The 26,788-nt window shown below is 58.3% G+C and carries 17 protein-coding genes; 12 read left to right on the top strand and 5 right to left on the bottom strand.

The window, feature by feature from the left end; all coding sequences use genetic code 11:
- Positions 1-2,839: 2,839 nt before the first annotated feature.
- Positions 2,840-3,058, bottom strand: coding sequence for a hypothetical protein (locus tag XH93_RS11485; RefSeq protein ID WP_194473581.1), 219 nt, complete (start codon positions 3,056-3,058; stop codon positions 2,840-2,842).
- A gap of 849 nt (positions 3,059-3,907) precedes the next feature.
- On the opposite strand from XH93_RS11485, the gene XH93_RS11480 reads away from it, so the two are divergent.
- The 9 genes from XH93_RS11480 to XH93_RS11440 all read left to right on the top strand — a co-directional run bounded on the left by XH93_RS11480 (position 3,908) and on the right by XH93_RS11440 (position 16,037).
- Positions 3,908-5,377: an acetyl/propionyl/methylcrotonyl-CoA carboxylase subunit alpha gene (locus XH93_RS11480; protein WP_194473580.1), complete on the top strand. Its 1,470-nt coding sequence runs from the start codon at positions 3,908-3,910 to the stop codon at positions 5,375-5,377.
- A gap of 1 nt (position 5,378) precedes the next feature.
- Positions 5,379-5,882, top strand: coding sequence for a biotin/lipoyl-containing protein (locus tag XH93_RS11475; RefSeq protein WP_172626760.1), 504 nt, complete (start codon positions 5,379-5,381; stop codon positions 5,880-5,882).
- Position 5,883: 1 nt separating this feature from the next.
- Positions 5,884-7,494, top strand: a complete 1,611-nt coding sequence (locus tag XH93_RS11470; protein ID WP_194473579.1) for an acyl-CoA carboxylase subunit beta — start codon at positions 5,884-5,886, stop codon at positions 7,492-7,494.
- Positions 7,495-8,012: 518 nt separating this feature from the next.
- Positions 8,013-9,020, top strand: coding sequence for an anthranilate phosphoribosyltransferase (gene trpD / locus XH93_RS11465; RefSeq protein WP_194473578.1), 1,008 nt, complete (start codon positions 8,013-8,015; stop codon positions 9,018-9,020).
- Positions 9,021-9,278: 258 nt separating this feature from the next.
- Positions 9,279-9,461: a hypothetical protein gene (locus XH93_RS11460; RefSeq protein ID WP_139481518.1), complete on the top strand. Its 183-nt coding sequence runs from the start codon at positions 9,279-9,281 to the stop codon at positions 9,459-9,461.
- 277 nt (positions 9,462-9,738) lie between these two features.
- Complete coding sequence (locus XH93_RS11455; RefSeq protein WP_246799578.1) at positions 9,739-10,263, top strand: flavin reductase family protein; 525 nt, start codon at positions 9,739-9,741, stop codon at positions 10,261-10,263.
- Between the two features lie 212 nt (positions 10,264-10,475).
- On the top strand, positions 10,476-11,630 hold the full coding sequence (locus XH93_RS11450) for a M20 family metallopeptidase (protein WP_246799577.1): 1,155 nt from the start codon (positions 10,476-10,478) through the stop codon (positions 11,628-11,630).
- 1,385 nt (positions 11,631-13,015) lie between these two features.
- A complete protein-coding gene (locus XH93_RS11445; RefSeq protein ID WP_194475104.1) occupies positions 13,016-14,551 on the top strand; it encodes a class I adenylate-forming enzyme family protein in 1,536 nt (511 codons plus the stop codon).
- Positions 14,552-14,735: 184 nt separating this feature from the next.
- Entirely contained in the window at positions 14,736-16,037 is a 1,302-nt protein-coding gene (locus XH93_RS11440; protein WP_246799576.1) for a peptide ligase PGM1-related protein, read from the top strand.
- Positions 16,038-16,271: 234 nt separating this feature from the next.
- Here XH93_RS11440 and XH93_RS11435 read toward each other — a convergent pair whose 3' ends face one another.
- A complete protein-coding gene (locus tag XH93_RS11435) occupies positions 16,272-16,949 on the bottom strand; it encodes a 2OG-Fe(II) oxygenase (protein ID WP_194473576.1) in 678 nt (225 codons plus the stop codon).
- A gap of 23 nt (positions 16,950-16,972) precedes the next feature.
- Positions 16,973-18,100 (bottom strand): GFA family protein, encoded by a 1,128-nt coding sequence (locus XH93_RS11430; RefSeq protein ID WP_246799575.1) that lies wholly within the window; start codon positions 18,098-18,100, stop codon positions 16,973-16,975.
- A gap of 938 nt (positions 18,101-19,038) precedes the next feature.
- Between XH93_RS11430 and XH93_RS11425 the strand changes: the two genes are divergently transcribed.
- The 3 genes from XH93_RS11425 (at position 19,039) to XH93_RS11415 (ending at position 24,716) form a co-directional block, all read left to right on the top strand.
- Positions 19,039-19,990, top strand: a protein-coding gene (locus tag XH93_RS11425; protein ID WP_371814982.1) for an IS630 family transposase whose coding sequence is annotated in 2 segments (ribosomal slippage) — positions 19,039-19,385 and positions 19,384-19,990 — 954 coding nt in all. Because the reading frame shifts where the segments join, the coding sequence is not laid out codon by codon here.
- Positions 19,991-20,295: 305 nt separating this feature from the next.
- Positions 20,296-21,648, top strand: a complete 1,353-nt coding sequence (locus tag XH93_RS11420; RefSeq protein ID WP_194473574.1) for an MFS transporter — start codon at positions 20,296-20,298, stop codon at positions 21,646-21,648.
- Positions 21,649-23,408: 1,760 nt separating this feature from the next.
- Positions 23,409-24,716: a DUF3422 domain-containing protein gene (locus XH93_RS11415; RefSeq protein WP_246799574.1), complete on the top strand. Its 1,308-nt coding sequence runs from the start codon at positions 23,409-23,411 to the stop codon at positions 24,714-24,716.
- A 315-nt stretch (positions 24,717-25,031) separates the two neighbouring features.
- Here XH93_RS11415 and XH93_RS11410 read toward each other — a convergent pair whose 3' ends face one another.
- Both XH93_RS11410 and XH93_RS11405 read right to left on the bottom strand, forming a co-directional pair.
- The gene (locus XH93_RS11410; protein WP_194473572.1) at positions 25,032-25,874 is read right to left on the bottom strand and encodes an electron transfer flavoprotein subunit beta/FixA family protein; all 843 of its coding nucleotides are present in this window, start codon (positions 25,872-25,874) and stop codon (positions 25,032-25,034) included.
- A 657-nt stretch (positions 25,875-26,531) separates the two neighbouring features.
- Positions 26,532-26,777: a hypothetical protein gene (locus XH93_RS11405; RefSeq protein ID WP_194473571.1), complete on the bottom strand. Its 246-nt coding sequence runs from the start codon at positions 26,775-26,777 to the stop codon at positions 26,532-26,534.
- Between the last annotated feature and the right edge of the window lie 11 nt (positions 26,778-26,788).

Genomic DNA, 26,788 nt, shown 5'->3' with positions numbered 1-26,788 from the left:
TGTCGACCCGACAAGTTGGAAACGTTATCGTTCATGTCCCCTATTGGTGGCACGCCATTTTGATCGCCAGCTCTGTTCCAGGCGGATGGCTGGGGCTGACGAGCCTGCGGTTCCGCTTGAAGCGGATGCGGTGATGCATATGAGACAAATCTTGCAGATTTAGTGAACTTTAACGGCCACCTGCGCGGCAGCAGGATTTCCGGCTGAGAAATCCCGCACGTTGCAACTGGCATAAAAAGCCCGATATGTCCGCCGATTGCGCTGCCTTCCGGCGGCGCAGAACCGACGTTTCTGCGCTGGCCCAGCGCTCTCTTCCAAGCGGATGTTGTTGATGCAACCCGTCATGCTGTCGCACTCATCCGTGCAAATAACATTGCCGCTTCGGATGGTCCTAACCCAACTATGCCTACAAAGCTCGGCGGCGGCATTGGGATGTCCCGATGAGTAGGTTTCCACAGGTGCAGGCAATACCGGCTGTTATTCACATATTGCGAATGAGGCGGATGCAGTTGCATCACGCACTCCTCTTCATCCCAGAACAGGTCTTTTACGAAGCTCATCTCTTCCCAGTTGGGACAACGCCGCGGCGTCGAGACAGCGACGTGCTCCCAGCTAGGACGGACTAATCCACTGATCTTGAGTTCACACCCGCAAGGCCCCTGCACAAGAAACAGGCCGCAAGGGCCTGACCCAGGAACGCTGGCGAACTGGCCGTATCTTACCCGGCCGGCCTCAAGCTTTTCTATGATCTGCGCTCGCACGTCCCCTCCTTTGCCTCGCGAATCGCTTTGAAGTCGACGTAGATGACATTGTCTGGCGACTGATTAACCGGCGCCACCTCGGTCCTCAGCCCAGCGTTCCAAAACCACTCTTCAGCGAACCATCTGCTGAGAAAGACGCAGATGTCCATCATCACTTGCTCTCCTAACTATTGGCTTTCGAACGCTCACATCGTGTTTGAGGACGCGACGAACGCTCTCATTGGCCCCTTCACTGCGTGGCCGCGCACGATCCGCTCGATACGAACCGGCCACAGTTATACACCCATGGTTGACCCGACGGCTGGACCCGGTGGACGACTCCGTCACCACGTCGAGCCCTCACGTGGGCCATCTTGCTCATCTATGCTGGCAGGCCTGGTCTCTCATCGCCGAACAGCGCCGGCCTTCAGGCAGGTCAGCCCGTGAGCCTTTGCAGATCAGCTGGGTGCCTGAGCATATGAAATGGGCCGAGGCCGATCATGGCCCATCAACTCATCGCCGATGGACCGATCGTCATCCCGGCGGCTCCATTTGATCGCATGTGATACCTGCTTGCAGATTCCAATATGGCTCGAAAACCGCGCGCTGCCGCCACTATGATTCGAAAGGCACGGCGCCTCGGTCCGTGCGGCCAGGTGGGGCACTCCATAGGTCGCAGCACTCGCTTCTCGTGGTTTGAAACAGTGCCAATGCGTCATCTATGTGACCATGATCAGGCTGTAAGAGCGCAAACTCGAACCAGTTCGCATCGGAGCTGCAGACGGCTGAGCCGAACATGTCATTGAGTGAGCTGCCAACATCTTGCCCTTCTTCTTCCATCTCAGCGGCTCTTCGTCAGCTAGCGGTCAGGGAAGCAGACTAGCCTGGCTTATTGCCTCAGACTCAACTGCGATCAACAGCGATCTTTCAGAGCGCATTGTCGCCGTATGTCGCTGGCGACGCACCTACTGGCGTTGGCTTTCAGACATCGGTGTCGCGAATTCGACCACGGGCAGCTAGTCGATGGCGCTGAACGCGACAAATACCACTTTTCTTTTGTCAAAGCGGCGCCGGTTATCTCTCCGTTCGTGGCATGCTGATTGCTGTGGTGAAGAAAACGAGGCGAACAATACGCGCCATATGCGGTCGTCAATTCACGACGTGGCTATTTGTGCGGTCCGGAGCGCTGCAACGCTAAGCAGGGCCGCGATTCGCAGGGTGTTCCGTCTGAGCGACGATACGAACAGAATTCTGACACTCGAGCCTTGAAGGAAGCCTGGGAAACTCATGAGTGATACGAGACATCCAAACACGAGCCTATTTCCGTGGGCCAGCGCGTCGTGTGATGAGTGATGCACTGGCGTACACCAAAGCACCCCATGATCACGCATTATGGCGCTGATTGCGGATCTTGGCGGGCGCAAACCAAATGGAACCTGTGGCTACTGGCCGCGTTGCTCCTAAACGCGCTGCTCTGGGCCGGTATTTGGTGGATCATCGCAGCGCTCTTGTGAGCGAAATAGGCTCGACGGCGATGCCCTCGACAATGGTGCGGCACACGAGCGCTTCTCGACCACTCGTATGCCGCGACTGTTCCAATCCAATCGTGCGGAGGATGGATCAGGCGCATCGCCAGTTTAGCAATGGAGAGCTTTTTCGTTGACCTGGTTCAAGTCCACACTTGGCTCAACTACCTCGACACGACATGCGGCCTCCTCGCGACGCAAACGAAATAGGCGAGATAAGAGGACGACGCCTCGATCGACGGACTGATATGACCCGCCAGCATGCCGGCTGACGTCGGCAATTACCCGCGCCCAGATGCGCAACTAGAGCCGGAACGGTACTTTGCGAAACCCGCGCAAGAATGGCGACAGGGGATCGCGTCGCCGGCCTCGCCCGCGTCGCGATCCCATCGCGACAGGAGCAAGCTGTCAGATCAACATATTGCACGCGCCCCCCCCGTGATCCGACGCCCCGCCATACGGCTCGGCTCACCCCGCGTACAGAATGCAACAGACTTGGCCGCGCCAAGCGCTGAGCGACCTTTGCTCCACCTATTAAATTGCGAGCCAATATAAGCGCACGGCAGCGAGCCCTTACAACTCATAGTCGGACAACGTATCGTTCTCGTTTCTGCCGGCCTGCCAGTCTTGGGCACGCCGCGCTAGCTTGTCGTATTCCATGGCAATCTTCAGAAGCCGATCTCTGGATTTGCCGTAAGCGAGTGCTTCCGCCTTCTTTCGTGTTGCTTCCGCACGGCTTCGCCAGTGATCTGGCTCGTAGAGTTTACTTTTCGGATTCATGGTGGTGAGCATGCAATTCTCAGATCAAAGAAATGCGACAACGGCGCTACGTATAATTACGTAACAGCGCCCTTATCTCGTTGGTGACGCTGCCGCACGCACGCATAGCCGCTGTGTAGCAATACTATGTAAGCTCTTCCACCAGAGGCGGCTAGCGCACGCGTTCGTGTAAGAGAGAATATGCACATTCCAAACATCTTCGGACGATTGAGCTCACGAAGGGGCTTGAATCGCTCGTTGCGTCAGATTGTACGATCCTAGACAAGTGGGGACCACCTTCGACAATCTAGACGCCTCCTGACAAATAACGAGAACTGCGCACCCGGGCCCATTTTCCGGTCGTCAGATCATCTTGCGTTTGGCAGGAAGCAACAACCGCTGTCCCACCGGCTTGAAAGGATATCATGACCCAAAACCCACGGCTCCGTTCGGCTTCGCTTCTCAATGCCAACTACCGCGCGATGGCTCTTGCTATCGCAATGACAGCCGTAATCCCCGAACAGGTGAATGCGCGCGACCAAGCGCCGACCGCGGAAGAGAAAGAGGCTTGCATGGAGGACGTGTTCCGACTGTGCAGCAGCCACATACCCGATCGTGTCGCCATTACCTCTTGTCTCCGATCAAAGCAAGCGAGCCTAAGCCAGCAATGTCGCTACGTGATCTCCGTTCGAGATTCTGGCAAGAAGAACGGCGACTCAAAGTGAGGGACCGCCAGCCGTGAGCGTGCCGATCAGCTCGCACTCAAAAATGGATCCAGCCTGATCTTCCACCGAGGCAAGTGATCAAGCGCGGGCCGTCGAGAGTGGCACCAATTGCACAACTGACAGAAGCTCTGGCCACAGCGCTTGTCCGGATAGGCGAATGCACACATTACCCTTCGATACGGTTCTAATCGCCAATAGGGGCGAGATAGCTGCACGAATCATCAAAACGTTACGGAAGCTTGGACTTCGTTCTGCAATTGCCTACCATGAGGTAGACGCCCTGACCCCGGCCGTCTCCATGGCCGACTTGGCGATTCCGATCAGCGGCCGCACGCCGGTGGCGAGCTATCTAGACATTGCACAGATCATCGCTGCCGCTCGCGAGGCGAACGCTGGGGCGCTGCATCCGGGTTATGGATTGCTTTCCGAGAGTGCGGAGTTCGCCAAGGCTGTGATCAAGGCAGGCATTACCTTCATCGGGCCTGCTCCGGAAGCCATCGAACTCATGGGGGACAAAATCCGGGCCCGCAACTTCGTTCAGCGCAACGGCTTTCCAGTCCTTCCCTGCGCCATCGAAGAAGATGATCCGACTACATTCGTTGCGAGAGCTCATGCTGTTGGATTTCCTTTGCTCGTGAAGCCGACACTGGGCGGTGGGGGCAAGGGTATGCGGATTGTCCGCGGCCCAAATTCATTGGAAGAAGCCATCGAGCAGGCGCGCAGTGAAGTGCGTCGCTACTTTGGAGATGGCCGACTTTATGTCGAACGATATCTCGAAATCCCGCGGCACATCGAAGTACAGGTGTTGGGCGACGCCTTCGGCAACCTGGTCCATCTCTTCGAGCGCGAGTGTTCGGTGCAGCGCCGTTTCCAGAAGATCATAGAGGAGACACCCTCGCCCGCGTTATCACCAGAATTGCGGACACGCATTTGCGAAGCCGCGGTCGGCATCGCCCGTGCAGCGCAATATCAAAATGCTGGAACGGTTGAGTTCATTCTCGGCGAAGGCACGTTCTACTTTCTCGAAATGAATACCCGCCTTCAAGTCGAGCATCCGGTGACCGAAATGGTCACTGGCGTCGACCTGATCGCCGAACAGGTTTATGCCGCAGCGGGCCGCAAACTTGCTTTTTCCCAGTCCGATATTGCGTCGAACGGGCATGCGATCGAGCTCAGGCTGTACGCAGAGGCTCCTGAACGCGGATACGTCCCAACCACTGGCAAAGTACTTCTTCTCGAGTATCCGGACGGCGTACGGATCGACAGCGGCATCATGCGAGGCCAGGACATCACGCCGGCGTTCGATCCGATGCTTGCAAAGATTGTCGTGCATGCACCAAGCCGCATAGAGGCTGCTCTGCGGGCCCATCGCGCGGTTCGAGAACTTGTTCTACTTGGGTGTGAGACCAATGCAAGCTTACTCGCCCGGATCCTAGCTGACGAGGCATTTCTCAGCGGTCAGTTCCACACGGGATACCTTGAAGAGAACCCGCATCTCGCAGCGGACAATTTTGCTACCGGATTGTCTGCGTTCCTGGCGTCCGCCGCTCTGCTGACGAGACCGGTGCGTGCTTCCGCTGACGCCGTGCCTGAGCTTCACGCAGCACTCGGCAGCTGGAGGAATTGACGTGTATCACTCATTCGAGGTCGACCGCGTAGAGCATAGGCTATGGCTTTCGACCAGCCAGCAGGGCTACCGGCTCCATTTGCGCGACCAAGTGATCGCCCCCGTCGCGTTCACGCATCACAGTGAGAGCAGCGGCATCCTGACCATTGCGGGGGAGAGCGAACCGGTCAGGTTCGCCATCGATGGCGACCTGATTCACCTGCATATACGCGGCAGAACCCGCATTGTGCGCTATAATGACCCGTTGCGAGCGCTCACTTCCTCGAATGACGAAACACGCCCTCTAATCGCCCGTGCGCCGATGCCTGGCACAGTTGTTGCGACTACCGTTTCGCCTGGCCAATCAGTCTCGGCGGGAATGGCGCTGATGATGATTGAGAGCATGAAGCTGGAGACGATCATCCGCTCACCACAGGACGGCATCGTCGATCGGATTCACGTCAAGGAAGGCGAAAGCTTCGAGCGTGACGCTGTGCTGGTCACGCTCTCCGAAGAAGGGCGCTGAAATGCAGCGGATCGGTTCCGTAGCGGACGTTAACTCGCAAGCGTTTCGCCGCAACGATTTCCACAACAGACAGCTAGCGGCCGAATTGAAGGAACGGCAACGCGCTGCCCGCTTCCACCGGCCTGAACGGGACTTCGAGCGACTGCGTCGACAGAACAAACTGTTTGTTCGCGAGCGACTCGCAGCCTTGCTCGATCCGGAAACTCCGTTCCTAGAGCTTTCCACGCTGGCCGCCAACAAGGCATATGATGGCGAGGTGCCCGGCGCCGCGCAGGTCGTCGGCATCGGCATTGTGGCGGGCCGGGAGGTGATTGTTCATGCCGACGATGCCAGCGTGAAAAGCGGCGCATGGTATCCGCTCTCGGTCAAGAAGATTGTGCGGGCCCTGGATATCGCCATGGAAAACCGTCTGCCGGTGGTTCATCTGTGCGACTGCGCCGGCGGGTTCCTGCCTTTGCAGGCGGAATTCTTTGCGGATCGCTACCACGCCGGTCGAATACTCCGCAATCAATCCATTCTCTCGAAGATGGGAGTGCCGCAGGTCGCCATCGTCATGGGCCACTGCACCGCGGCAGGGGCCTACGTCCCCGCGCTTAGTGAATACAACATTATGGTCGAAGGTACGGGAGCGATTTTTCTGGGTGGCCCCCCGGTCGTCAAGGCTGCCACCGGGGAACACGTGTCCGCCGAAGATTTGGGCGGCGCCCTCATGCATACCAACGTGTCGGGCACCAGTGATTACGTCGCAAGCTCCGAGATGCATGCAATTGCGATTGCCCGCGACGTCGTCGCTCGGCTCCGCCAACCGGCGAACAACACCTGGATCGATCGAGTGGCTCCTGAGCCCCCCGCTTACGATGCTTCCGAACTCTACGGTATCATTCCAAAGGACACGCGAGCGCAGTTCGACATGCGAGAGATCATCGCTCGTCTGGTCGATGGCAGCCGATTTCATGAATACCAGCCGCGTTATGGGACATCCCTCGTATGTGGCTTTGCGCGGCTTCATGGATATCAGATCGGGATCCTTGCCAATAATGGCGTTCTGTTCAGCGAAAGCTCGCTGAAGGGCGCTCATTTCATCCAATTATGCGACAAGAATCGGACGCCCCTGCTCTTCCTCCAGAATGTCACGGGCTTCATGGTTGGTCGCGAATACGAGCGGCGTGGGATCACCAAGGACGGCGCTAAGCTGATCATGGCTGTGTCCGGTGCGTCCGTGCCAAAGTTTACGATCATTTGCAATAGCTCGCACGGCGCGGGCACTTACGCCATGTCGGGACGCGCGTTCGATCCTCGATTTGTGTTCAGCTGGCCCAACTCTCAGCTATCTGCGATGGGCGCCGCGCAGGCCGCAGGCGTCCTCACCCACGTCAAGGCGCGACAGTTGGCTCGCGCGGGCGGACGCCTCTCCGAGCAGGAACTGGCAGCCATTCGAGAGCCAATTCTTGAAGAATATCAAGAACGATCGAGCGCCTATTATGCAACCTCCGAAATTTGGGACGACGGCATCCTGGATCCTGTCGACACCAGAACTGCCCTCGCAATTGCATTGAGCGCCTCGCTCAATGCGCCGATCGAGGCGCCGCAGTACGGCGTGTTCCGGCTGTAAAGCAGGACCGAACGCGAGATGCAGCTTGAGCATAGTGTTCGTGACGTTCTATGCACCTTCACCTGCAATCTGGCCGGCTACTTTTTGGTAGCCATGAGGCCGGGCCTCGACCCGAAGCAGGTAATGGAAGCTCCCTTCAACGCTCGACGACGCGGCGCCCGCAGGCCGCAGGCTTCCGGGGACCGGATCGGAATAGCACGATCAAGAGGCAGCCGCAGCAACGGCCGGCGCGAGACGTTTGCGTTGGCGCTGGCGTCCACCCGCCTGCACTGTTCTCGTCGGCCGATGAGCTGTCCTGACAGCACCATAAAATGGAGAGCTTGACCCTCACGTAGCGTCAGGTTGTAGCCTCAACCTAGGGCCCCGCGCCCCCACCAACCGATACGCAAGGTCAATGAAAGTATCAGCCGCCCGGGATGAGAGCTGGCCGCTGCTTCGATGCACCAATTCCACGTCTCTTCAACGATCCCTGTTGAATAGACGAGCCTCAGCTTACGACAGGGATCGTGGGAAGTTCGATGGAAGCGCTTAAATCAATCATTGGCAAAGTTGCCAGCGGCGCCACTCTGACGCGCGAGGAAAGCGCGTTAGCCTTCGACAACATGATGTCGGGACACGCGACCCCTTCGCAGATCGGCGGCTTGTTGATGGGAATGCGGGTCCGCGGCGAAACGGTCGAAGAAGTTACCGGTGCGGCCTCCGCGATTCGGGATAGAATGCCGCGGGTCAAGGCGGCATGCGATCCCATTGATATCACGGGCACGAGCGACGGCCCCATGTGGTCGGTCAACGTGTCGACATGCGCCTCCTTTATCGTCGCCGGGGCCGGCGTTCCTGTTGCTAAGCATGCCAACCGCACTGCGTCCTCAGGTTCGGGCGCCGCAGACGTGTTGGCGCGCCTCGGCGTGAAGATCGACCTTGAGCCTGAGGCAGTTGCGCGTTGCGTGCACGAAGCTGGCATCGGCTTCATGTTTGCGGCGCCCCATTATCCGGCAATGCAGCGCGTTGGCCAGATTCGGAGCGCACTTGGAACCCACACGATTTTCAATCTAATCGGACCTTTGTCCAACCCGACCAGGGTCAAGCGGCAGATCGTCGGGGTATTTTCTCGCGAATGGGTCCAGCCTCTGGCGTATGTGCTGAAGAACCTTGGTGCGGAATCGGCATGGGTGGTTCATGGCTCGGACGGACTCGACCAAATAACCCTTACCGGCCAGACGTTTGTCGCAGCGCTTGAGGCGGGTACAGTCCGCACGTTCGAAGTGACGCCGGAAGAAGCCGGGCTCCGCCGCTGCCGCAAGGAGGCGCTGGAAGGCGGCGATGCCGACGCCGCCGCGCTCCAAAGCATGCTCGATGGTGCGCCAAGTCGATTTCGCGACGCCGCGCTTTTGAATGCAGCGGCGGCTTTGATTATAGCCGGTCGGGCCTCGACGCTGCAGGAGGGCGTTGCACTTGGGAAAGATTCACTTGATCGCGGCGCCGCGGCCGCGCGACTGAAGCGCCTGATCACGGTTTCCAACGCGTGACAGCCGAGTTGGCCAACGTTCTGACCACGACCACCGCTCATAAGCGCGAAAGGATTGCAGCCTGCGAATACGCGCTGCTTCTGCGAGCTTTCGAACACGATGATGCCGCCCGTCCGCGTTTTGATCAAACAATTCGCCTTAAGCAGGCGGCACGAGAGCCCCCCTTCTTTAGCGACAAGAGCCTATTGCGGCACACCGTTGAAGTCAGAGCCCGCGACGAAGTGGTCGTGCGCCGCGCTCCAAGGGAGATAACCTGGAATGTCCTCACAGGATATGGAAACACTCGGATCCATTGCAACGATAGAACACATCATTCGAAAGTTTCGGGAATTGATCGACACGGACGGCTCGATCCCGCCGGAGCTACGAGGTGCGTTGCACGCGACGCTCGATGAGCACCTTCTCGATGCGAAAAAGCGTGTTCTCTTGAGAGTAAACTAGCGTGCCTATGCATTCTACATGCGGAAAAAATCCGGCCGGACTGTTCATGGATTCGGCGTCGCGATCGACGCAGCGGGCAGAATTGCCTGTCGCCCCTGCCACGTGCATCAACAGGGCACTCCCAAGCGGGAAACCTCCTCGCGCTGAACTGCCCGGCGAGATGAGCCACCATTGGTTGCGCGATGCGACCGTGCAACCAACAGCAGGCGCAAAGGGATCAAGGTCATCCGCGCGTAACGGTGACACCGGAATTGGAGTAAAACTGCAGAGGCAGGTCATGAGCCACCAGTCCCCTCCTAGAATTCGGGATATTCCATCTGTCCAAGCGACCGAGTTCCGTCAGGCCATGCGAAATCTGGCGAGCGGTGTCGCCATCGTGGCGACCGGAAAGGCCGCCGAACGACGTGGACTGACGGTTAGTTCGGTGACCTCAATTTGCATGGAGCCACCGTGCCTGCTCGTTGGCATAAAAGGCGGCTCCGAGACGCATGACGGGATACTCGCCAGTCGCAGTTTTGGAGTCAGTCTTCTGAGCAGTGACCAGGAGGACCTTGCGCTACGTTTTGGCGGTCAGGAGGGGGCGAAAGGTGTTCACCGCTTCGATACCGCGCCCTGGAAACAGGGCGTCCTCGATGTGCCGCTATTGCCGAACGCATTTTGCGCGCTCGAATGCGTCTTGTACGATCACAAGGTGATTGGCACTCATACGATCTTTATCGGACGAATTATCGCGACCCGGGTGGGCCGCGGCAATCCATTGATCAACTTCCAGGGCGCGCTTCGGACCTTGTTGCTTGATTGAGTTCACGAGAACAGCCAACGGCTCTCGAGCTTGCATAATTGGATCCTACCAAGTTTGGTAGCTCCGTTTATTTCAACCGGTGTAGCATCATTGCCTGCGGCAAGACCTAGACTGCAGAGGCCCAGCTGCCCCACAACAGTTGGCGACTCTGGAGGTCTTCGCGCTAGATCATGATGCGATCAGATGGATTTTATCACGATCTTCTGCGAACGATGAAAGTCGAATTCAAAGGCGTCAGATCTATGTCCAGCAACCCTTTCGAAGCCGCGGTGATTCTCGACGGCATCCGCCGCTGGGTCGAGATCGAAACTCCAACGGAACGGCCGGATCAGATCAACAAACTGGCTGATCTCGTCGCGTCGGGCTATCGTGACTTGTCGGCCAGCGTCGAGCGCGTTGCAGGACGTGACGGTCGCGGTGATCATTTGGTCACACGCTCGTCCTGGGGGCAAGGCGTACCGGGTATTCTCGTGCTGAGCCATCTCGACACAGTTCATCCGATGGGGTTCATCGAGCGCCTGCCGTTCAAAGTCGAGGGCAACAGGGCATTCGGCCCTGGCATTTATGACATGAAGGGCGGTGCCTATCTCGCGTATCACGCGTTCCGGCAGGTTTGCGCCGATGATGCGCGTCCTCCGCTCGGCATCACCCAGCTTTACGTATCGGACGAAGAGATCGGTAGCCCGACCTCGCGGGCGTTGATCGAGGCCGAGGGCCGCAAGGCCAAGTATGTGCTGGTGACCGAACCCGCGCGCGAGGGCGGCAAGATCGTTACCGGACGCAAAGGCGTTGCGCGCTTCGAGGTCTTCGTTAAGGGCACGCCGGCCCACGCCGGTGCGCGCCCCGAAGATGGCTGCAGCGCGATCCGGGAACTTGGCAATGTGATCCAGACACTGGAGGCGATGAACGATCTCAAGCGTGGCGTCACCGTCAATGTCGGCGTCGTCCGCGGCGGCACCAAGCCCAACGTGATCGCCGAAGACGCCTATGCGGAAGTCGACATGCGGGTGCCGACCAGGGTTGACGCCGACGAGTTGGTTCCGAAGATCCTCGGCATCGCCTCGCGCACGCATGGTGTCAGCGTGAAGGTTATCGGCGGATTGAACCGTCCACCGTATGAAAAGAGCAATGCCGGCGCCGCACTTTACGAACACGCCAGGAGCCTTGCCGCCCAGCTCGGCTTTAAGCTGCTCGATGTATTCAGCGGTGGCGGCTCGGACGGCAATTTCACCGCGCCGCATACCGCAACCCTTGACGGTCTCGGCGTCGACGGCAAGGGCGCCCATACGCATTACGAGCAACTCTACATTTCATCGATAGAGCCGCGCGCCCGGCTCCTCTATCGCCTCTATCAGACGCTGCAATGATCTTCGCTCCGAAGGAGCCCGCGAGCGCGACGTGCACCGGATGACGGTACGCTTGCACATTCGCGCGGCTCGTTCGAACGGCGCAAAGTGATCAGCTGCCATTAGGCCGACTCGTCGAACACAATCGTCGATTGGCCCTGGCTTGCCGCGTCAGCGCCCGACAGATGCGCAGTGAAGCATTCAATAGCGGCGCAGCGGACGTGACATCCGCAATGTCTGCGAAGACGGCGGATGCCCCGATCGCGGAACGGTGGGCTTTTCGACGCCGGCCTCATCGCTTGAGAACCTCGTCTCAAGCGACTTTCTGACGCAGACCGTGGCGCAGAATTGCTGTCGACACGACACTGCCTGGCAGCGTCGCCTTACCGGCAAACCTCAGAGCTTTGGCATGTTCCCGCGCTTGCCCAAAAGGGCTTGAATCGGACGTAACGTTAAGTTGTACGATCGCCAAAACGACGCGAGTCTTCGTCTGCCGTCGGAATCGTGAAGGATTACGAATGTCTCACCTCGTCAGAACATACGCTGAGTCTTGGTCATGATCCTCAGCAAATCGATCGAGATGCTCGTGCAGCGAGTCTTGATCGCAGCACCGCGACTGGCAGGTAGTCGTGAACGCCCCGGCATTCCAGAACCGATACTATGCGGCTGTCCCAAAGCGAGGCGCCAGCGAGGCGGTGATGCCGGAAGGGGTCAGCGTACACATCGATCCCGTGCCCTCGCAGCGCGCCGCCGCTTCCCGAATTTGCAACCGAACGGCAAGACCACCGCACCGAGCTCAGATCGGAGAACCAGCGCTTGGTTCGATGCACGCCACTTTCCCAACGCTGGCAGGGGCTTCTCCTCGCGCACGCTTGCAACGGCCCATGCGACTGCGGAGCTTTTCAAGAAACTTGAGCTGCAAGTGTCCCTCGGCGCGACTGGCGCGGCATCGGAAGAAACGGCGCGGCATCCTGGAGCAGCAAGTTGAAAGAGCCCGACGGCGTCAAGAAGGTCCTGCTGATCGACCACATTGAAGGCCAATGCCGGGCCATTGTCGGCTTCAAAGATGGAGATCCAAGATCGGCATATATGTGCGGCGAGCCCGTATGCCAAAGACCAGGCAAGAAACAGTCGTCATGGTGTACGTATCACTACGGGCAGATGCACACGACTGCTTCCGAGCAAAACAGAGCAAGCGGATCAAGTGCCTGAGATACCTCGAACAGTGTCAATCGTTTGCTCCCCATGACAACCATCAAGAACCGCCTCGTCCTGCTCGGGCCGCGCGATCATAGCCTGTGCAATGGGCGCCCGAAGCACACAATCGAGGCCTGGCGAAGTAATTCCGAACTCCGGTTGAACCGAATCGGAACCGACGTCTCTTGCGAAGCTCACGGAGAATGAGTTTGGATCTCTGCACATTGATCGAGCGCAACGCTGCGTATGCCCCCGACAAAGCCGCGATCCGTTTCGAGGGACACACTCTGAGCTACTCGGACTTCAATCGACGGATCGGCCGTGTCTCTCACGCCCTCAAGCACCACCTCGGCATCAAGAGGGGTGACCGGATCGCGATCCTCAGCCTCAACCGACCTGACTATCTGACCTTGCTCTATGCTTGCGCACGGCTGGGCGCAATCCTCGTTCCATTGAATTGGCGCCTTGCGGCCGCCGAGCAGCTTTTCATTCTTTCCGACTCCGGGGCAAAAGTGCTCGTGCTTGAGCAGGCATTTAACGCCGTCTTGCCGACTCTGACGCGGCACCTTCCTGATATCTGCCTCGTCGGCCTGGATTTCGCGCCGCCCGGCGGAAGCAAGTTGGACGACTTGCTGGACGAAGGCTATGGTGACGAACGCAATCCAGGTGCGGACCTGTCCTGCCCGCTTCTGATCGTCTATACTTCGGGCACCACAGGGCGACCTAAAGGCGCTGTACTGCGTCAGGACGCGTTGTTGTGGAACGGGGTTATGAGTCAGCACATGCATGACCTAACCTCGACTGATCACGCCCTGACTGTTTTGCCGCTCTTCCACGTCGGCGGCCTCAATATCCAAACGACTCCCAGTTTGCATCACGGCGCGACGGTAAGTATCCAAAGCCGCTTTTCGCCAGAGGCAACGTTTGATGCATTCGAGCATGACCGGCCCACGCTCGCAGCCCTGGTGCCTGCCATGATGCAAGCGCTAACGGACCATCCGCGATGGGCAAGCACAGATCTATCCGCGCTCAAAGCAATTTCTACCGGATCGACGATGGTACCTCAGCGCCTTGTCGAGCGCTTTGTGAGGCGCGGGGTGCCGGTCTTACAGGTTTATGGCGCGACCGAGACCTCTCCCATCGCTGTGTATACCAAGCTCGGCGCAGATCTCGCACCTGACGGCGCAAGCGGCCTGCCTGGCCTTTGCTGCGAAGCAGCTATCATCGATGATGTCGGCACCAAGTTGCCGCCCGGGACCCCGGGCGAGATCGCAATACGCGGGCCCAACGTCTTCTGCGGATATTGGGGCGATCAACAGGCAACGCGCGAGGCCTTTAGTGATGGTTGGTATCGCACTGGTGACATCGGCCGCTGCGATGCCGACGGGCATTTTTGGGTCCGTGACCGCAAGAAGAACCTGATTATCTCCGGAGGAGAGAATATCTATCCGGCGGAAGTGGAACGTGTGCTCATGGGCCATCCGGATGTCGCCGAATGCGCCGTCGTCGGTCGACCGGACCCGCGCTGGGAAGAAGTCCCGATCGCCTATGTGGTCCGCCGACCTGGGTCCCGGATCGCAGCTGAAGCGCTGCTGGCGCATGTTCAATCGCAGCTCGCCCGTTTTAAGGTACCGCGCGAAATCATATTCACGCACGAACTGCCGAAAACGGCGTTGGGCAAGGTCCAGCATTTCATGCTGAAGCAGCTCGACACGCAGTCAAGCCCGCAAGGAGACAGCAATTGAGATCGGCGGATTGGTTGGCCGGAGTTCCCGACTACACCACAGCAGATATCGAGACGTCGCAATACCGCCTTTCGGTCGGTAGCTCCATACGATGCGCCGCAGCGAGCTCATCGTTGCTGGCATCGCGGTCTGTGCTTAATTGCGCCAGGCACTTGGGAGACTGTCGTTGCCTCGGATCTTAGTCATGAATGCCGGGACGGCTCAAATGTCGGGTGCCGACCTAACAGCAACTCAACTGTCCCTTTCCGCCAACTCCGCATGCCGGTCTGCCTGGTTTGCACACGAGGGTGACCTAATAGTCTCTCCGGTAGCAATGCCGACAGACCTGTTATCTTTCATCGGCGCAACGCTCAATTTCGATGCCTCGAGTCTCTCGACGCTTGTGCCTGACGGCGCTCGTGAATCGCTTATTCTTAATGATTGCACCCTGCTGTCCAATGCTTTCGTCGAGCGACTCAACAGCCATATTCGCCAGAAGCCAAATTGGAGAATATCCGCCTGCTACTCTAGTGAAGGCGTAGCGCGCTTGGCTGCGCTGCTGGGCATCCCGCAGCGCGGCAACGAATTCGCTTTGCAGCGAGGTCCGGATCTCTTGAACCGCAAGAGCCACTTCCGTCAATTGGCGACAAGTGTCGCGCTCCCACTGCCCAATGGATGCGCGACCACGAACGCAAACGAACTATTCCGAGCGGTCACTTCCTTGAGGTCAGAGACCGGCAACGTGATCGTCAAGTTGGATAATGGAGCGGGCGGAGTCGGCAATATCATCCTGACCGGTAACGAAAGTGGAGCACTTCCTGGGGCGAGAGATACTCGAACGGTTGCTTGGTCATCGTTGGATCCTCAAGCACTTTGGTCTGAGATGACCACGGCATCCTGCAAGACATTGGTCATTGAATCGTACCACTTGGCTCGCGCTCTGTTCTATCTCGAATATGAGATAGAGGAGGATGGCTCCATCGTTTTCAGCAATAGTGGAAGCATACGTCTACGTCGCAGCGAAGACCGATCAGAACGGGCGCTCATCTGGACAGGGCTCGAGCTCCCGAGCGACCTGACAAATGAGCAATGGTTGGCTGCCCACGCACACGCCTACCGATTTGTCGAGCTGGCGCGAACCTTGGGATATCGTGGAATGATCAACATTGACGGCATTTTCGCGCGCGACGGCCAGCTTTTCTTTAACGAAGCGAACGGCCGGTGGGGTGGAGGGTCAGTCTTACATAGTATTGCCGTCCGGCTGCTTGGCATCGACTATTCCAGTCGCCACGTCATTTCTTCCGTGAGAAACGTCCCATCATGTTCTCTCCAGGCCGCGCTTGATCGTTTCGTCAGGTATGGATTTCTATTCGATGGCACACGCAAGGAGGGCGTGATCCCGCTTGCCGTCGATCAAGAGGCAGGCACCGTGGAGTGCCTGGTGATCGCGCGCGATAGGCCAACGGCCCGCGATCTGCAGCACCGGCTATTGGCAATGGCCAACTGAGATCACAGTTCTCTTAAACTCCTCCATTCATTGTAAGCCATTCCCGTATCCGAATGTGTACTTTCGCCGTTGGGAACGTCAGGTGAGCGTCTGCTTCTTTCGCTCGAAGTAGACCACCCGCGAACCTAGGATGCACCACACGACCCAAGGCACGCTCTTCCGAAGTAGGCGGCGTCTGCCAGAAGTTGGCCGCGCATCCTCAACCCGTTCGAAAGCCGCTTCCGCTAACGGTCCTCATAGGCCGTCGGCAGTGCTTTCGATAATCCGGCGATTCGCGCCGTTGCGTTTTGAACAGAAGTACACCAGCGATCGGCGCTCCCCAGCGTGCACAGGCTTCACCTCATGTCGGATCCTACATGTTGTGACCACCACGGCCCCAAACGGCGGTCGAAATACCTGCTGTTCGTACGCGTTTGGATAGACCACAAACTCGCCCCCCTCAAAGTCCCTCGCGAGTTGCACAATCACGGAGTACTCGAAGTCAGGGTCGCTGTCAGCGTCTAAATGGATGCCAACGAACGAACCGGGAGGTAGTCGATGCATCTGGCATCGGCGAATCACGTAATCTGACGATGCTCCCAAGATCTTTTTCAGCGCAACGCTGCGGTCTTTCCTCTCAAGTAGTTCGATGATCTGTCCTGGAGCTCTGCCATGCACATTGCTAGGAGGGCGGCCCGGCGGATCTACCCTCACCCGCTTCACGAAGACATTGTGCGAGTCGCCGGCATCTCCCACCCGCACCTCTTCTTCGGGAATTTCCATCTGGAGCTGATCGATCCTCGCCAAATCATCTTGGGTGAACAACGTCTGGGGGGCGATCACGACCGTCCCCTTCACCAATAGCTCTATACGGTATTTGGTGAGAGCCTCTTCTGAAAGCAGACGAGATCTATCGTTCATTGCGCGCGCCATGCGGCTTCACTCCAAGTTTGATCTTAACGGGTGGCTTCCCAATCCTCGTGCGTAGGGCGGAACGCTTGCTCCCAATGCTCACCATCGAAATCTTCTATTTTTATGTTTTCGATCGTTCGCTTATCTAAGCATCCAATGTTTACGCTGAAACCCGTGGGGTTCGATCGCGGCCGATAGAACGGCTTTACGCCGCAAATCCGGCAAAACGTGTGACGAGCGATATTCTTGTTAAATTGATATGTACTGAGAAACCCTTCGCCACACTCAATTCTGACCTTATCGCCGGGCACAAGCAGGTGCAGAAACCCGGACATTCGGCAGATGGAGCAGTTGCATCGAACTGCGGAAAGCTCTCGCGGCGCTTGGACGTAGAACTTGACGGCACCACAATGACAACTGCCGTGATGTTCGATCTCCGCAAGGCCCTCTTCCTCAATTGAGACAGTTTGCAGCAGATCGCGGCACCATTGTAAGCTGAGCCGATAGGCTCGATCGAATTCATCCAAAAACCGACGATTGCCGTCAGCCGGCACAAGTTCGCGAATGAGCCGGGTCGTCATTTCTCCATGATACTTCTCGGCGGGATCCTCGCCGCCGACATGACTGCGGAAGTACTCAAGATCGTCAGACCGCGCATCGAAGGTTTTGGCCAGGGTGGTCCACAGGGACTGGATCATTTCTGCAGCATGCAGCTCAAAGGCGACCATGTGGGCGCAGCGCACGACCGCGTCTTTCGATGACAATCCAGCATAGAGTGAATGTAGGTACCGCTTCGTTGTAGCGCTATAATTTGGCTGTATTGTTCTACCGAGTAGTCGCGATGCATCCTTTCTAAGTAGGTTTGAGTGGAAGTTTTCAGTCGCCAGAATTCCGGGTAGCGCCGCCTTGCCGCCTTGGAGAACTCGGCCATAACCGCCCGTCTCATCCCAACAGATGAAATTTGCGACCACGCTGGTTAGTTCAACGTCCCTCGGAAGGTCTCGGTTGCGACGCATCGCATCAAATATGAGATCCCTTTGCGAGCCTGCCTGCAGGTAAGGGAACGCCTGTGACATCGCCAAATATTCAGGCAGCAAGCTCGCAACTTGGCGTTTGGACAATTCCGCAGCGAACGGATGCAGGCCAAACAGATTTCGCGCTTGCTCAGTCAAGTACTCGCAGAATATCTGCGAAGGTCGATCCAGTTGAACTTGCGACGCTTGAGAAGACCTCATTTGAACCCTAACGTGAGGAGAGAATGATGTTTGAGGAACACTTTCGAACGCCGCCAACTTGGTCTGACGGGTTTGCGGTCGCGTTCGCCATACAGGGGCACTTCCCCACGACCAACTTCGCAGTACCAGACAGGGCCATCAGGGGATCAGTCCTGTTCATGAGCGCGTCGATAGGAACATGCCCATAGATTGAAGCGACGACCTTCTCGCGTTCGATTTCGATCCACGAGCAATCCGATCTCGCGAATGGCCAAACGCGCCGTCCATCATTTGCTGAATCATGCTGAATATCTGGCGTCCGCGCAGGCCAAGGGAGGCTCGCCTGACATGCGCAGGCGGCACATGCGGCCACCTCGACGCTTTCATCTGCGACCTGTCGTGGACGGATCAAGCCTCCTCGGTTGCTCTTCACTGCCTGCCCATCGCATCCCCTGCGGACTTGATTCGGCATAGCCGAGACGAACCACAACCAGCGGGCTCTTCAAGGCCGGCAGCCGCGATCTACGCGACATTGCGGCTGCTGGCCGAGCGCGATTGTCTCAAGGCAAAGGAATCGCCGCCGCCATTTGCGCGTTCTGCGTGTACTCGTCCGATATCCTGTATTCCTGCACGCTTGTAGCAATTGCTGTGCCAACCTTGGACTACGCGGGCAAATGTCTGAGTACGAACCGGCTATTCAATGCCGGTGTTTTGAATCTGGCGGGAGTTTACGCGCAATTAGAAGCCGAACAGTGAAGACGCGTTATCGAATCAGCCGACACTATCCGCGGTGGACACAGAGCTAGAGCATTTTCCGACCTGGCGGAATCGAAAGGGATTCCCTTCCGGGGCAAATCGTGATTCACCCTGAGGGCTGGTGATGGAGGCCAGCCCTCATGGCTAAACCCCTCTCGCCGGACCTTCGCCTTCGCATTGTTCGGGCCGTGGAAGATGAAGGCATGAGCTGTCGGGGCGCCGCCGGCCGGTTCGGCGTGGCGCCGTCGACAGCGATCGAACTGGTCAGCGAGTGGCGAAGCACCGGCGCCTGTGAGGCGGGAGCGCAGGGTGGCGACCGGCGTTCGGCTCGGATCGAGGGGCATGCTGCAGAGATCCTCTCCCTGGTCGAGGCTACGCCTGACATGACGCTGGCCGAGATCGCCGATCATCTCTTCAAAGTCCACGGCGAGCGTTTCGCGCCGAGCGTGGTCTGGCGGTTCTTCGATCGCCGCAACATCACGTTCAAAAAAAACATCGCACGCCAGCGAGCAGGATCGGCCGGACGTCGCCGCTGAACGCGCGGCGTGGAAGGCATCCCAGCCTGAGATCGACGTCCACCGGTTGGTATTCATCGACGAGACCGGAGCCTCGACCAAGATGGCGCGGCTCTATGGCCGTTCGCCGTACGGCCAGCGCTGTGTTGCAGCGCTCCCGCATGGTCATTGGAAGACGACGACCTTCGTCGGCGCGCTCAGGGCGACTGGCATGACGGCGCCGATGGTCCTCGATGGCCCCATGGATGGTTCGGCGTTCGAGGCTTACGTGACGCAAGTCCTCGTGCCGACACTCAGGCCCGGCGACATCGTGGTGATGGACAATCTCGCAGCACACAAGCGGGCCGAGGTCGGCATCGCAATCGATGCAGCGGGCGCTCGGCTCCTCTATCTGCCGCCTTATTCGCCCGACCTCAATCCGATCGAAATGGCCTTCGCCAAGCTCAAAGCCGCCCTTCGAAAGGCTGCCGCCAGATCTATCGAGGCTTTGGTCAACGCTATCGCCCTCGCCTTGGCCGCCTTCACCGCCCAAGAGTGTCTGAACTTCTTCGCCGCTGCCGGCTATGATCGCGTCTGATCAGAATCTGCTCTAGTGAACGCCAAAGATTGCTCGAAAAGCTACCTCGTGGGTGACCGAGCGGAACCTCATCTCTTGATCGTCTCAAGTAAGCGAGCTTCTGGCGATTGATGTTGGGAGCGCTAGCGCCTCCGGGAGCAAATTCAAATTTGTGCACCAATGGAGCTGTCGTCGAAAATAAGCCGAAAAGATCAGGCGCCTTCCGGTTGGTCGGTAATGTCTCTAAGAGAAAATCACGGCCTGATTGCAATGGGCTGGCGCGAGGTTCTCCGCAACCGGCCATTTCAGAGGGAAGGAAACTCGCTGTGTCACAAGCGCTCGTTCAGCATGCGACAGTCAAATCGCGCATCAACGCCATTCTTCGTGCGACCAGCGGCAATTTCCTCGAGCAGTTCGACTTTTTCCTATTTGGCTTTTACGCCGGCGCCATTGGGAAAGCTTTCTTCCCCTCGGACAACGAAACCGCCTCGTTGCTCAATACCTTTGGCGTGTTCTGGCTGGGTGCCCTAATGCGTCCCGTGGGGGCGATCGTACTGGGAGCCTATATCGACAGGATCGGCCGTCGCCAAGGCCTGATCATCACGCTATCGATCATGGCGGTCGGCACCGTGATTATCGCCTTCTGTCCCAGTTATGCGACAATCGGCATTGCCGCCCCCATCATTGTTCTAGCCGGACGGCTGTTGCAGGGTTTTTCCGCCGGCGTCGAGGTTGGCGGCGTTTCGGTCTATTTGGCGGAGATCGCGACCCCAGGCAATCGCGGTTTCTATACCTCGTTTCAATCGTCCAGCCAGCAGGTCGCGATTTTTGTCGCAGCGATCGTGGGCTACCTACTGAATGAATCGATGCCGCTCGAAGCCGTCGCCTCCTGGGGTTGGCGTATTCCTTTTTTTCTCGGCTGCCTTATCATTCCTCTTATCTTCTTCCTTCGTCGGACGCTGGAGGAAACCCCGGAATTTTTGGCGATGAAGAAGCATCCCACGGCGCGCGAGGTCTTTGCCTCGGCGCTCGTCCATTGGCGCACGGTTGTTCTCGGGATGATGATGGCGATCCTGACCACGACGACCTTCTATTTCGTCACCGTCTACACGCCGACGTTCGGCAAGACCGTCTTGAAGCTGTCTACCCAGGATGCGCTCTTGGTGACCCTCCTGGTCGCCGCGACCAACTTCATCTGGAATCCAATTGGCGGCGCCGTTTCCGACCGTATCGGCCGCAAGCCGGTTCTGCTGGCCATTGCTGGCCTTGCGTTGATGACCGCCTATCCGGCTTTGAGTTGGTTGGTAAGCGCCCCCAGTTTCGGCAAGCTGCTTGCGGTGGCGATGATGTTCTCGTTCTACTTTGGCACCTACAGCGGGACTATGCTGGGTGCTCTCGTCGAAATCGTGCCTGCGCATGTGCGCACAACCTGCTTCTCCCTGGCCTTCGCGTTCGCGGCTGCCCTGTTTGGTACGTTTACGCCGCTCGCCTCCACTTGGCTCATTGAGCGAACTCATGACAAGGCTTCACCCGGATTCTGGCTGATGTTTGCAGCTGCTCTCGGTATCATCGCGACACTCACCATCTATAGGGGAACCCCGAAGCCATCGAGGGCAGCGAAACCTTCGCTTCCGAAATCGCCCGAGAGCGCTTTGGGCGTGCAAGGAGCATCGCGCTAGCACGCTGATCCTAACCGCTGACGTATCGTGCGGCCTCGATCGATGCGCGGAGCCAGAGTTCGTTCAGCGCATCGACAAGGGCTGGGAGCCGCATTACATGTCCGACATTGTCGGAAACCAGACACGGCGCGACCGCATATCTGAAACTTTACAAGTAAGCCGTTAGAGCCCCACGTCCTCGGTGATCAACGTACGCGGCAAATCGCCATCCAATATTGACATCAGGCCTCGGCGGCCGCTGGATGTCGGCTGTGAGCGTTAGAAAGTCCTGGTTTGGAGACCGCCTTGTGGCGCTCCGAACAGCGGACGGTTCCATCGTCGCGAATGTGCAGCAGGTTGGGTCACAGCAGGCGGTGATGGACGTTGTCGGCGTCCGGAATCCGTGCCCGCGCCGCCAGTCCGAGCTGTATCGCGGTATAGAACCTTGGCACCGTGTGCGCGGATCGATATCGCCTCAATTTCGCGTTGGTGCGTCGGCCCGGACCGACCCGGCGCACTCTCGAGGGTGTTACTGATGTCGGCGGCGCAGCGCGAGGGCTGGTATCGCCGCATGGCGTCGGGATGCCGATTGACGCGAGCCTGACGCCATCGCTTGATGGTCCTCAAGCGGCATCACCGCTGACGTCATCGAGATGCAGCCTTATGACGCCGTGCCCATATGCGGCAAACTGTGCGGTCCGATGGTGCACCATCGTGCACTTTTCAGGCGGGCAGCTCGTGCCGCCGCAGCCTCGTGGTTTGCTCGGACACGATGCGCTCTGGCACATCGGTCGGTTCGGATCGCAGGCCGCCTCTTGGATTTGCCATTTCAGGAGCGACGTCTGACCGCTCAGTTCTCGGCCGCTTTCGCTGCCGCTGAACAAGGCAATGTGTTTTGTAATCGACGCATGGAACGCTCGACGTTCTCCGCCATCGATTCTCAAGGTTGGAGTTGACTGGCCTGCAGGGCGCGCCTTGTGTCGGATCCCGATCCTGCTCCGCCGTATGCGATAAGCGTCACCGCAGGAGAATGTTTCTGCACCGAAGGCGGATCAGCAACCGCTAATCGGCAGTCTTCGATGACGCTGCACAATCAAGTACGACAGCCATGTCAGCATTCCGAAATCAGCAAGGCCCTCTGATGTCGCGATTGTTACACAGGCCGGGCTCCAACGAGCGCAAGCTACCCGGTCGCAATGAGACTTGGATTCCATCTGATGGCGCTACAGTTCGAAAATCCCTTGTGAGGATGGCACTGTCCGAATGTAAGCGACTTCCTTGCGGGAGTTCCTTCGCTGGCAGTTTCAACGATCACATTACGCGAAAAACACAACCTTTCCGCTACTTCCGTGCTGGCCCATATCCTGCATCGCGTGCAAATGTGAGACAAGAGAGCAGCCAAGATGAAAGTCACGTTTGCGCTTTTGCCGTCAATCGACGATGCAGCAGCCGGTGTAGAGCCGGCGACGGCGATTAGCAACCTCGTGGAGACGGAAGCGTGGAAATTTTGCGTGCGTTGGTCACGCCGCTCTGGATTCGTTCGGGGGATACGGGCCTGCGCACCACGCGGTATGTGCGCCAACACATCGATATCGAGCGATGTTCGTGCGCGTCCGGTAGCGACCAACCGCGTTTGGCGCTGGTTTCGCAACTTTGAGCGGCTTCCGATCAACCCGCGCCATCACTCTACCCGCGCGAACAGACCCTTAGAGTCGACACCAATGTCGCTCGCGCGCTGACACAGATGAATGCGCGCCCATTTTGACACGAGGTGCTTGCACGTGCCCGATAAATTGGATCTTCGGAGTTTCAAGCTACATGCGCAACGCGATGCCGTGCTCAATGAAGTGCATGCGCGCCCGTTTATGCAGCTTGTTCCTCCATTTAAGGTGACCCACTTCGCATTTCTTGCGCAGGGCGATGCGGCCGCAAGCGATCGCCGCGCCTTCGTCACGTTTTGTCGAGAGCGTGACCTTCCCTCTCCGCAGCTCTCGGCGAAACATCACCAAATCGACATCGGACCCGTTGTGCTTCGCTGGGAGCAGCATGCCGAATTCGCAACCTTCACCTGGATAGCGAATGGCCCGCAGAGCGGCGACTCCCAAAGAGCGGTTCACTCCTTGATGCGCGACTTGCGGCAGGAAGGGCAATTATTGGTCGCAATCAAGCTGGATGTCGAGCAGCACGCCTCCCCATTGAGACGCGCCGAACAACTTTTCGACAAGAGCAGCCTCGCCATGGTCCGCATAAAGGGCGGAGCAAGTGTTATGGCCTCGGATTTTCGCGTCGACGAAAACGGTTTCACCAACATTCTTGTCTGCGACCTCGGGCTGACGCCGCACAATCTTGGTGCACTGGTGCAGCGGCTGCTTGAAGTTGAGACCTATCGTCCGTTGGCGTTGCTTGGTCTGTCGGCCGCGCTTGAGCTTGGTCCATTTGTCGATCGCATTGATAGACGTCTTGGTGAGGTGCTCGAAGAAATGCAAGCCGCGGAGGGATTGAAGCTCAACAACCATCTGCTTGCCGAACTGACCGCGTTGGCCGCCTCTTTCGAGCGAGGCGCGACCGGAAGCCTGTTTCGCTTCGGCGCCAGCAGAGCTTATTACGAGCTAGTCCAATCCCGACTGTCCATCATCGAAGGCAGTGAGATCACGGACTATCCGACATGGTCGTCGTTCCTGGCGCGCCGAATGGCGCCTGCTATGCGCACTTGTGAGACGACCAAGGATCGTGAGGTAACTCTGTCGGTCAAGTTGGCGCGTGCCGCCGATCTGTTGCGAACCCGTGTCGACGTTGAAATCGAACAGCAGAACCGCGACCTATTGCACGCTATCAATGAACGCACCGGGCAACAGCTTCGGCTGCAGTGCACGGTGGAGGGATTGTCGGTCGCGGCGATAGGATATTATGTGGTCAGTCTGTTTGGCTACCTTGCCAAAGGAGCGCACGATGTTGGACTCCATGTAGAACCCTCTTATCTAACTGCGGCGTGCGTGCCGGTCGCAGTCGGCGTGATCTGGCTGGTCAGTTACAATACACGGAAGCGACACCTCAAGCATCGCGACGAGCCGTCCGTGACGGGCGAGTAAGCACCCATTGCAGTTGATTGGACGAGAGCTTAAGAACGTTGGATCCGCAAGCCCGGTCGCCGGACACGCTCGTTCGCATCGCGACGGCGCGCAAATCCGGCTTCACCAATTGCCGATATGCGCTGGCGTTCGACTGCGTCGATCAGCGGTCACGGAGCTTCGTGCTGGACGCCGCAAGGCGCTGGCTGCGCAGCTTGTCGACGCAATCCGCGCCGGCGCCCGGCTCTGCATGCCTCCGTGCATGTCGGTGTGACCGGTTGCGAGCCAAACTTGACTTCGGGATCGTAACGCTCATAGTCGCCAGAACTCTCCAGATCAAGCATCGCGGGCTAGTGCCGCAAGATCGCTTTCGAGCTTCGGTTGATATTTAAAGATAGCATCAATCAACGCCTGCGCTGGTTGCTCGGCGGCCTCAACCAGCGCCGCTTTCTCAGCCCGCGCAGAGGGAGCGAAGACTCGCTTGACGACGGTCGGCGAGCCCTTAAGGCCGCATTTGGAGACGTCCTCGACGCCGGCATCGTGCGCGCTCCATTTCACTATTGGTGCACGCGCAGCACGCAAGGCATCCGCCATCGCGCCGCGCCGAATCTGGCTGGTCCCCTCCAGCATAGTAATGAGACAGGGCAGCCTCGTGTGCAGCACCTGGACGCCACCTTCGGAGCGTCGCTCGGCTTCAATTGTACGTGCGGCGAGATCGAGGGTTCTGACCTTGGCAACGTAGGTCAGCTGAAGCACACCCAGCCGCTTTGCGATGCCGGGCCCAACCTGCGCGGTATCGCCGTCGATGGTCTGCTTGCCGGTAAAGATGAGGTCTGGCGGGCCATATTCCTTACCGATTTTTCGGATGGCGGTTGCCAGTGCATACGTTGTGGCCAGGGTGTCGGAGCCCGCAAAGCAGCGATCGGTGAGCAGTACGGCGCGATCGGCGCCAAATGTCAGCGCTTTCCGCAAGGAGTCTTCCGCCGATTGCGGCCCCATTGTCAGCACGGTTATTTCGCCGCCGAACCGATCGCGCAGTTCGAGCGTGGCCTCAAGCGCGAAGAGATCATATGGGTTAATGATGGTCGGCACACCCTGACGCATGATCGTATTGGTCACTGGGTGCACGCGGATCTGCGCAGAGTCCGGAACCTGTTTAATGCAGACGACAATGTGCACTGATTGCTCCAAAAATTGCGGTCGCTGCGAAGAGAACAGCAAGTGTTGTACCACAGCGCTCGATTTTGAAATCGGTCAGCTACCACAGAGGCTTAGGCAGGTAGATGCGCCCCTCCAGCCCGGTGTTCTGGACGAACGAATATCGACACCCGTCGGAACTGCGACAGCGCCATTCCGTTCCGTCCGACCGCGGCGCGAAGCCGCAAGCTTGCAAGGCCCACACCGCAACCTCGCGCGGAACTCAAGCTGCAGGTCCGGGGCGGCGCTCCGGAACGGCGCGAGTGTGGACGAGATCAGGGCGGCCAGCTTCACGCGACCTGCAGGTCTTGAGGCATTCAAGGCAGCACATGAGACCCTGCTGAAGGACGGAGTGCTGCCAAACGAGCGATGAGGCTGCCTATGTAGATCCCGATGGCGCCAACGGGAGCTGCTTGCCTAGCTGCTCCCTATGGAGCGCCCGTACTGCCGGTTTTCGGAATTTAACGACATCGCCGACAAGATCTTCATCTAAGCCTTTGGGACCTGGCCATTACTCCTCGACATTCCTGTACAAGGACCGTCGGCTCAAAGACGGTCGATACGAAAGACGGCCATCGCGTCCGCATGGCCAACGACGGTACATTGACACGAACGGACGTCGTCTATGACGTCCGCGAGCTACCGGAAATCGAAGGCCACCGCGTCACCTTCGCGTTGTCGGCTGAGAGTGTCCAGTGAAACCCCGCCTTCAAGGTCTGTCCGAAGTTTTTTAACCGGCCATGCCGTGACGCCGATGATCGGCGTCACGATGATCATCCAGCAGGTACTGCTGCTGGCGATCACGATGATCACCGGCACCGCGATGATCATCTTGGTGCTGGTGCTGCTGGTGCCGATGATGATCGGCGCCATCGTCAGCGGCATGGTCGACCCAG

Origin of the sequence: Bradyrhizobium sp. CCBAU 51753 (genome assembly GCF_015291565.1) — a bacterium.
In the GTDB taxonomy this organism is placed as follows: domain Bacteria; phylum Pseudomonadota; class Alphaproteobacteria; order Rhizobiales; family Xanthobacteraceae; genus Bradyrhizobium; species Bradyrhizobium ivorense.
The sequence above is the reverse complement of the archived record's forward strand: the minus strand, read 5'-3'. Positions and strand labels throughout refer to the sequence as shown.